This window comes from Methylotetracoccus oryzae, assembly GCF_006175985.1.
Lineage (GTDB): Bacteria > Pseudomonadota > Gammaproteobacteria > Methylococcales > Methylococcaceae > Methylotetracoccus > Methylotetracoccus oryzae.
Window position 1 is genome coordinate 141867 of the sequence record NZ_SRSH01000013.1, and the last position, 7755, is coordinate 149621.

4 protein-coding genes are annotated in these 7755 nt (G+C 59.1%); 1 reads left to right on the top strand and 3 read right to left on the bottom strand.

From position 1 onward, the window contains the following. Positions 1–77 precede the first annotated feature (77 nt). From BWR02_RS14220 to BWR02_RS14235, 3 genes are all read right to left on the bottom strand, one after another. Positions 78–1207, bottom strand: a protein-coding gene (locus tag BWR02_RS14220) for an IS3 family transposase (protein ID WP_456237931.1) whose coding sequence is annotated in 2 segments (ribosomal slippage) — positions 78–940 and positions 940–1207 — 1131 coding nt in all. Because the reading frame shifts where the segments join, the coding sequence is not laid out codon by codon here. A gap of 97 nt (positions 1208–1304) precedes the next feature. Beyond that, positions 1305–1733, bottom strand: a complete 429-nt coding sequence (gene trxC, locus BWR02_RS14225; RefSeq protein ID WP_139558605.1) for a thioredoxin TrxC — start codon at positions 1731–1733, stop codon at positions 1305–1307. Positions 1734–2178: 445 nt separating this feature from the next. After that, positions 2179–3000 (bottom strand): beta-1,6-N-acetylglucosaminyltransferase, encoded by an 822-nt coding sequence (locus tag BWR02_RS14235; RefSeq protein ID WP_139558607.1) that lies wholly within the window; start codon positions 2998–3000, stop codon positions 2179–2181. A gap of 810 nt (positions 3001–3810) precedes the next feature. Here BWR02_RS14235 and BWR02_RS14240 point away from each other — a divergent pair. Further along, positions 3811–7017 (top strand): phosphorylase b kinase regulatory subunit alpha/beta, encoded by a 3207-nt coding sequence (locus tag BWR02_RS14240; RefSeq protein ID WP_139558608.1) that lies wholly within the window; start codon positions 3811–3813, stop codon positions 7015–7017. Positions 7018–7755 lie beyond the last annotated feature (738 nt).

The following is a 7755-nucleotide window of genomic DNA, read 5'->3' on the forward strand; positions in this document are numbered from 1 at the left end:
ACCGCGTGACTAGCGCCTGAGCGGTGGCTCCGGAAGTTTGGACAGGAATTTATCGGACCTAAGTGGGTTCCTGCGGGTTAAGCTGCCGCTTGGGATGGCAGCGCTTCGAAGTACACCTGATCCGGTGTTTTCCCGTCAAGCGAGGAATGCGGACGGCGTTCGTTGTAGAAGCGGAAATAGCATTCCAATCCGTGTCGTGCCTGGGTGACCGAGTCGTAGGCATGCAGGTAGACCTCCTCGTACTTGACACTTTTCCAGAGCCGTTCGACGAACACGTTGTCGACCCAGCGACCTTTCCCATCCATGCTCTGCTGGATGCCATGAGTCTTGAGCAACTCGACAAAGTCGCTGCTGGTGAATTGGCAGCCTTGGTCGGTGTTGAAGATCTCCGGGGAGCCAAAGCGCTGGCAGGCGGCCTCGACTGCGTCCAGACAGAAGTCCGTGGTCAGGGTGTTGGACAGGCGCCAGCTCAGCACGCGCCGGGTGGCCCAATCGAGCACCGCAGCCAGGTAGACGAAGCCCTTCCGCATCGGCAAATACGTAATGTCCATGGCCCACACGTGGTTCGGCCGGGTGATCTCCAGACCGCGCAGGCGGTACGGGAAAACGGGGTGCTTGGGGTGTTTGCGGCTGGTGTTCGGGCGCCGGTACAGCGCTTCGATGCCCATCCGCTTCATCAGCGTGCCGACGTGCCGACGCCCGACTGTAATCCCCTCCTGAATTAGGAAATCCCGCAGCATTCGGGCGCCGGCGAAGGGGTGGTTGAGGTGCAGTTCGTCGATCCGCCGCATCAGCGCCAGCGCGCTCGCAGTGACCGGCTGCGGCGCGTAGTAGACCGAAGACCGGGATAGGTCCAGCAGCGTGCACTGACGCACCACCGGCAGCGCGTGAGCGGGCTCGATCATCGCTTTGCGCTCACCTCGCCGATGCGACCGAGCGCGGAGGCCAAAAAATCATTCTCCATCGCCAGTTGGCCAATCTTGGCGTGGAGCTCCTTGACGTTCGGCCCGGCCGTCTCGCTCCGCTCCGCGGCGGTCGCGAAGACATCGCTGGCCCGTTCCAGCAGCTGGCTTTTCCACTGGGTAATCTGGTTCACGTGGACATCGAACTGCTGGCTCAACTCGACCAGCGTCTTGTCCCCCCTCAGCGCGGCCAGCGCCACCTTAGCCTTGTAGGCCGCTGAATGATTGCGGCGCGTTCGTTTCATCTCTGCTCTCCTGCTTCACCCCCTCGCGGGGGCCGTGATTAGAGCAGAAACCCACCTAAGCTGCTGTCCGAATTCCCGAAGCCACTACTCTGCACCGCTAACCCGTGACCCATCGGATGATCGACCCAACGTCCACGACACCCGACTGTCGCCTGACTTCCCGGCCTCCCTGCAACAACAGCAGGGTCGGTATGCTGCGGATATGGAACGGCTCGGCCAGCCTCGGATACGCTTCCGTATCGAGCCGCGCCAGACGATAGTGCGGTTCCAGCGATCTGGCCGCCTGGGCAAAGGCGGGAGCCATCACCCGACACGGCGCACACCACGGAGCCCAAAAGTCGATCACGAGCGGGAGATCGCCGCCAGTCAGATGCGTGTGAAAATTCGCTGTGTTGAGTTCCACGGGCTCACCGACGAACAGCGGTCGCTTGCACCGGCCACAGCGCCCACCGTCATTCAGCCGGTCGGCGGGAAGCCGATTCACGCTCGAACAATGCGGGCAGACCAATCTCAGCGACCCGGTCATTGCGGATTGACCCAGGTGCAGGTCGCAGGCGGAGACCGATGAAACATCACGGCCCGCATCCCGCCGTTATTCGAATCCACACCGCTCAGCGCCGCAACACGGGGCACCTGTCTGGCAAGGGGGTAGTTCGGGGTTACGCAGAGCGCCGGACTGAATCACGCCGGCGCGCGATATCAACCGGGTGACCGGCGCATTGGGCAAGGTGTCGCCGACCGGTATCCCGGCAGCGCCGCAAACTGCGCCCCAAGTCGTCAAGCGATCACGTATCGGGTGACTGACTTCAACGGTCACGCCGTTAGCCTCGCAAAAATAATCGTAGGTTGGCATCACCTTCTCCTTCCGAAAATGTAGGCTCGCATCGGGATTATTTGCCACGCGTCAGGCGGGCCAAACCCCGTGGTGGGCGCCGAAGCCTGTTATTTTAATCCGGATACGTATACTGATGTCATGAAACATGGAATGCCGCCTCGAACTGCTCGAATACATCCAGATTTGCAATCTTGCGACAGAAAAGGGCATTCTTGGCACGTGCCGAATCGAGATCACCTGGCGTCAAGTAACGGGGATGCGGCGTCCGCGGCGGGAAATCAATATAGCGAAGATTGTTATTTTCAGTGACTCTCGAAAACTCGGAGTTTAATACGATAGTCTGAAAAATCATTTCATCCGGAACCCGCGCGAACCTGAAATAGGCGAAATATCTATCCCAATTGTCCAGAATATACTGAGCTGTGGCTCGGTTGACATTGATCCACTGACTGCCAGCAAAAATAGGTTCCTCCAGCTTATTCCGTCGCTCGAACGGCAAGGTCCGCTGAATCTTGAGGACAATCTTGCTGAGCAGATGATCCTTGTTGTCAAATAGGTAGTAATGTTTTAGCCTGTCGAAACCACCTTCTGGCCACTCTGGCTTTGGGAGCGCCTCATACTCTATATAATTTTTTTTCGGGTCGATTAAGGAACCATAAACAGCGGGCGAAACCAAAGGGTAATCCTGGCCGCTGACAAATAAGATATAATCACAGCTGGTCTTTTCCATGGCAAACTGAATCATGTTGCGCATCGCCAAGACGATTGAGCGCCCTCCCCAGTAGATCTTCTCACGCGCCGGTATGAACACGGCACCAGGAATCCCAGAGAACCTTGTCAGATCGCTCTTTTTATCGATGTGAACCAAAACATCGGTATTTGGCTGACTGACTTTGCTTACGATCCTCGACAAGAGGTCGGGATTGTCGTGAGCAAGAATACAGATCGCATATCGCATGTTATTAACTGTAATTATTCACACGAAAGCGCCGATAAATCCCTGTCGACGCCAAGAATAAGGCACTATCGGAAATCAGCGCAATCAGACCTTGGTGACCCCCTTATTTGGGAGACTTCTCGACCCCAGAAACCCGCTCGTGCACTTCCGTTAGCCAGCGAGAAGAAAAACCAAGTCCGCCAAAGGATTCAAGGGAAAACGAAACAGAGCTGCTCGATTAAGGCGAAAAGTTTAGCAGAACTGGCCCCATCAACGAAAACCCTTCTGTTTAAGCGCGAATCGCGGACAGATGTTGGCGAGTCCGCGGCGTCAAAGCTGACCATGTGTGCTCGTAACAGGGCAGCCAGACGGCAAGGGAACCGGCCGGTTCGCGCGCGTGGCGTCTTTCTGCGCACCGGAAGCCCTTTCAGCAGTGGGACAAGGGCATCTCATCATCCCTATTGGGGCGCAAGTACGGCCGCTTTGGTCTTCGCAAACTGCGGTGAAGCTGTCGGCGCAGCGTCCTCATTGCTTGGGGCGATGCATTCCACGCGGAACCGTGGGGTAGGTGCGACTCCAACTCAGCACAGAGGGTGGCGTGGCGATCCGAGTTACCCCAGCGGAATCGAGAGTGCTTTCTCGCTGAGATGCGCTGGAGGAGAGGCGAGGCCGGCTAATAGCCAATGGCGTGGGACTTGCTGCATGCATCGGTAGCCAAGGCAAGATCCAAGTCAGAGCCCGCCATATCGCTTGGGCGGCCCAAATCGGAGCAGCTCTGCCCGAGGCTGGAGCATGCCGAGTCGTTGGCGCCGTGATTGAAAGGACAAACAGATGCCAATCCAACCCAGTTCAGACGCCCCCCTGGAAGCCCACTTCCGCAACGTTTGCAGCATTATCCTCAGTCGGCAGGACTGCATCACCGGACTGTTGCCGGCGAGCACCGCCGTGAACGGGCACGGAAACTACACCGATGCCTGGGTCCGGGACAATGTTTATAGCATCCTCTCGGTGTGGGGCCTCGCGCTCGCCTACCGGCGCGTCGATGGCAGCAAAGAGCGTGTGTATCTACTCGAGCAGAGCGTCGTAAAACTGATGCGCGGGCTGCTGACCGCGATGCTACGCCAGTCGGCCAAGGTAGAACGCTTCAAGCATACCCAACACCCGCTCGATGCGTTGCATGCCAAGTACAAGACGGGGACCGGTGAGGTCGTGGTCGGCGATCAGGAATGGGGTCATCTACAGCTCGACGCGACGTCTCTATTCCTACTGATGCTTGCCCAGATGACAGCGTCAGGTCTCCGCATCATCTTCACGCTGGACGAAGTGAATTTCGTGCAGAATCTGGTGCACTACATCAGTCGAGCCTACCGTACACCCGACTACGGCATCTGGGAACGCGGGAACAAGATGAATCACGGCCTGGCGGAGCTGAATGCCAGCTCCGTCGGTATGGCCAAAGCGGCTCTGGAAGCCATGGCTGGCTGCAGGCTTTTTGGCGAATCCGGCGGTCAGGCCTCGGTCGTGCACGTCGTGCCCGACGATATCGCGCGCACACGGATAGCATTAGAGTCGCTGCTGCCACGCGAATCCTTTTCCAAGGAGGTGGACGCTGCGTTGCTGAGCATCACCGGATTCCCGGCATTCGCCGTCGATGACAACGGAGTACGGACCAAGACCGAGGCGCGCATCGTCGAAAAGCTTCAGGGCCGATTTGGGTGTAAGCGGTTCCTGCTCGACGGTCATCAAGCGGCCAACGAGGACCCGCATCGGCTGCATTACGAACCACATGAGCTGAAACAATTCCAGCACATCGAGTGCGAGTGGCCGTTGTTCTTCACCTATCTGCTGCTGAACCATCTGTTCGCGGGACGCACTGAAGAGGCCAGCGAGTATCGCAAACGTCTGGAGACGCTGCTGGTAGACCGGGACGGAGCGCGCCTGTTGCCGGAGTTATATGTCGTGCCCGCTTCCCTGATCGCCGCAGAGCAGCGGACCCCGGGCAGCCAGGAACGTGAGCCCAATCAGAATGTCCCGTTGGTCTGGGCACAGAGCCTCTACATTCTCGGTTGCCTGCTACAGGACGGATTACTCCAGGCGAGCGATATCGACCCGATTGGCCGACATCGCGCACGCCAAGGCTTCGTGGATCGCCGGGTGCGCGTCGCGCTGCTCGCTGACGATGAGCGTGTGCGGGAACGGCTCCGTGAACACGACGTTCTCGCGCAGACTCTGACTCAGGTCGCCCCGATCCAGGTACGAGATGCCGGTGAACTAGCGGTCGCGTACACGCAAGTGGGCCGCAACGACCGTCTCGGCCTGACCGGTCGCCCACTGCGCCAGCTTCGGTCGCTCTCAACGTCGCGCTTTTACCAACTGGCGGGCGAACTCCTGGTGTTCTTGCCGCAGTTCATGAATCAACGCGGCTTTTACCTGGCCCTGGACAATCGGCTGCTGATCCAGCGGCTCCGGGCTGAACTCAGCTATATCGCGCGTCATTGGGATAACGAGCGCCCGCCATTGCTGGCCATACGGATCCGCTCCAACATGCTTGAGGTCGATGCCCAAGCCCTGCTGGAGTTCATCGGCGAGTTGCGGGCCGGCGGCTCAAGCGGTGCGGCAGTGGAGGTGGGAATCCTTGCGGACTTCGTCAATATCGCGAGTCGCGAGACGATCGACTATCTTCACGATTTCCGGTTTAGCGATTCTCTGTGGAGCCCGGTCGAGCGGCGTTGCTCGGCAGCGTTGCTGTCCGATGAGCCCGCTACACTCAACTCTCTCGACCCAGGTCAGTCGATGGAATGGGAGAACGCCGACGACGGTCGACTCATGGACTGCTTGAGGCAAGAGAGGGGCCTGGCGGGCCAAACGACCATACTGCAGATCCTGCACAAACGGCATGGGCCCGGTTTCCAAACAAACCTCAGAGCGAATCATGGGGGTACCTGTTGTGTCGGCGAGTTGCTCGAGGAGGTCTACGAGCGAGCGGGAAACCAGCACGCATGGTCCATCGTTCGGCGCTGCGCCGGCCTCCTCGGCAAGTACGACATCGATCTGGAACAGTCCACCACCGAAATCCTGGTACGCCAGCACGCCCTGACGGTAGGGCGGTCTTACAGCGACAAGGCAACGCTGGTCCGGCCGGCAGATTCGTCCGAAATCCTCGAAGCCATTCGCACGTTCAACCCGGACGATGTCAGTCAGCAAGTCATCGTCCAGGAACTGATCATCTACCTCGGCATGCTGATAAAGACCCATCCAGAATGGTTCGAGGACATGCATACCCTGCGCGTTGGTCATATTCTCCAGTTGATGATCGCCCGGCGTAAGCGCGAATGCAGCCTCTCACTCGACCAGATCTACTCTGAACTCTGCAACCTGCCGCCACACGCGCTGCTGGGTTTGCTGCGAGAGACCCTGGCAGACTACGACACCAGCGCCAATGAACTCGGACACGCCGAGACGTTACATTTCGAGGGGCCCCAGCGGGAACTGGGAACGGGGCGATTCCGGAGGTCCCTAGATCCCGCAGACCTCGGTTCAGCGCGAGATTGGCAGGAATGGCGTGAACACCGTGGTAGCGTGGGCAGAGAAAGCGAAGCGTTCTTCGCAGGCGTGTGGCTGATTCTCGAGCGCTCCCACGGCCTCATGATCGGGGACAAGATGAACAGCGAGCGCCGCTTGGACAGCGACGCCATCCGCTCTCAAATGACTTCCGGCGAACAGACCTTCAAGCGGTTAGTTCAGCATCTGCTAAACAAAATCCAGGCACCCGTCTACCGTCAATTGACCGTGGAAGCCCTGCGCGCGCTTGCGTCAATGTTGCGCGACAATCCGGACTTGCGGATCGATGACACGGTGGTGACCGACATCCTGATCGGTCACGCGGTCCGCCTTTCGTGGCTGGAACAGCACCCGGAAAACCGGGACGGCTATCACGAGGTCGTGTCTCAGGCCTGGGAAGCCTTTTACCTCGAACCGCCACACGCGGTGGCAAACGCGATTATGGACGCTCTGGTGCATCTGATGGGAGAAAGCTGAACCGGCCATTGACAGGGAACCTTCCGGCCGCGGGGGTTTGACGGGTCTCTGTTCGTTAGGGCGTTCAATCAATGGCCCCAACGCTCAGGGGTTGTGTCCGTGAGCACTCGACAGACGCCTGAGCCATGCACTGATCTCGGGGCCGCTGCGCCGGAAATCGTCTCCATCCCCCTGCAAATTTCCCTTCGGGGACGTTCGGCAGCCGCTGATGGTCGCGTTGCGAAAGCGTAGCCCGTCGCACCTCGCCGGAACCGAGCGCTGGTCATCTCAAAAATGCCGAAGCAAAAAACCCGAAGGCCCTCATCGGAGTTGTGCAGCATCCCATTTCACTGCCCCCTTGTGACTGCGTTGCCCCCGCGAGTGGCGTCAGGCTGGCTACAGCCACCGGATGTGCGAATATCGTAGACGCGCGCACACTTGTTGGCGGTTGCACTCTGGGCACCGACCGATACCCTTCGCGGGCGGCGTAGGCGCGCTTCCTGATCGCTTGCCCCTTGATCGCCGCGAAATGCCCCCAGCAATACGCTGTCCAGTCTGTTATTGTCGTTCGGCTGCGCCGACAAAACCCGGCGCATGGGGGCACCCAACTTCCGGTGGCTTCGTCGCGATTGAGGCGGCTGTATTGAGCGCAATAAGAAGCCCCTGCCGCTATGGAGCGGGAGGGGCTTGAGGTAGGTGCCTGGCGGTGACCTACTTTCGCACAGGTAACTGCACTATCATCGGCGTGCGACGGTTTCA

What these genes read in the sequence shown, in the direction of transcription:
- trxC (WP_139558605.1), bottom strand. Translation starts at nt 1,733, where the DNA reads ATGACCGGGTCGCTGAGATTGGTCTGCCCGCATTGTTCGAGCGTGAAT.
- BWR02_RS14235 (WP_139558607.1), bottom strand. Translation starts at nt 3,000, where the DNA reads ATGCGATATGCGATCTGTATTCTTGCTCACGACAATCCCGACCTCTTG.
- BWR02_RS14240 (WP_139558608.1), top strand. Translation starts at nt 3,811, where the DNA reads ATGCCAATCCAACCCAGTTCAGACGCCCCCCTGGAAGCCCACTTCCGC.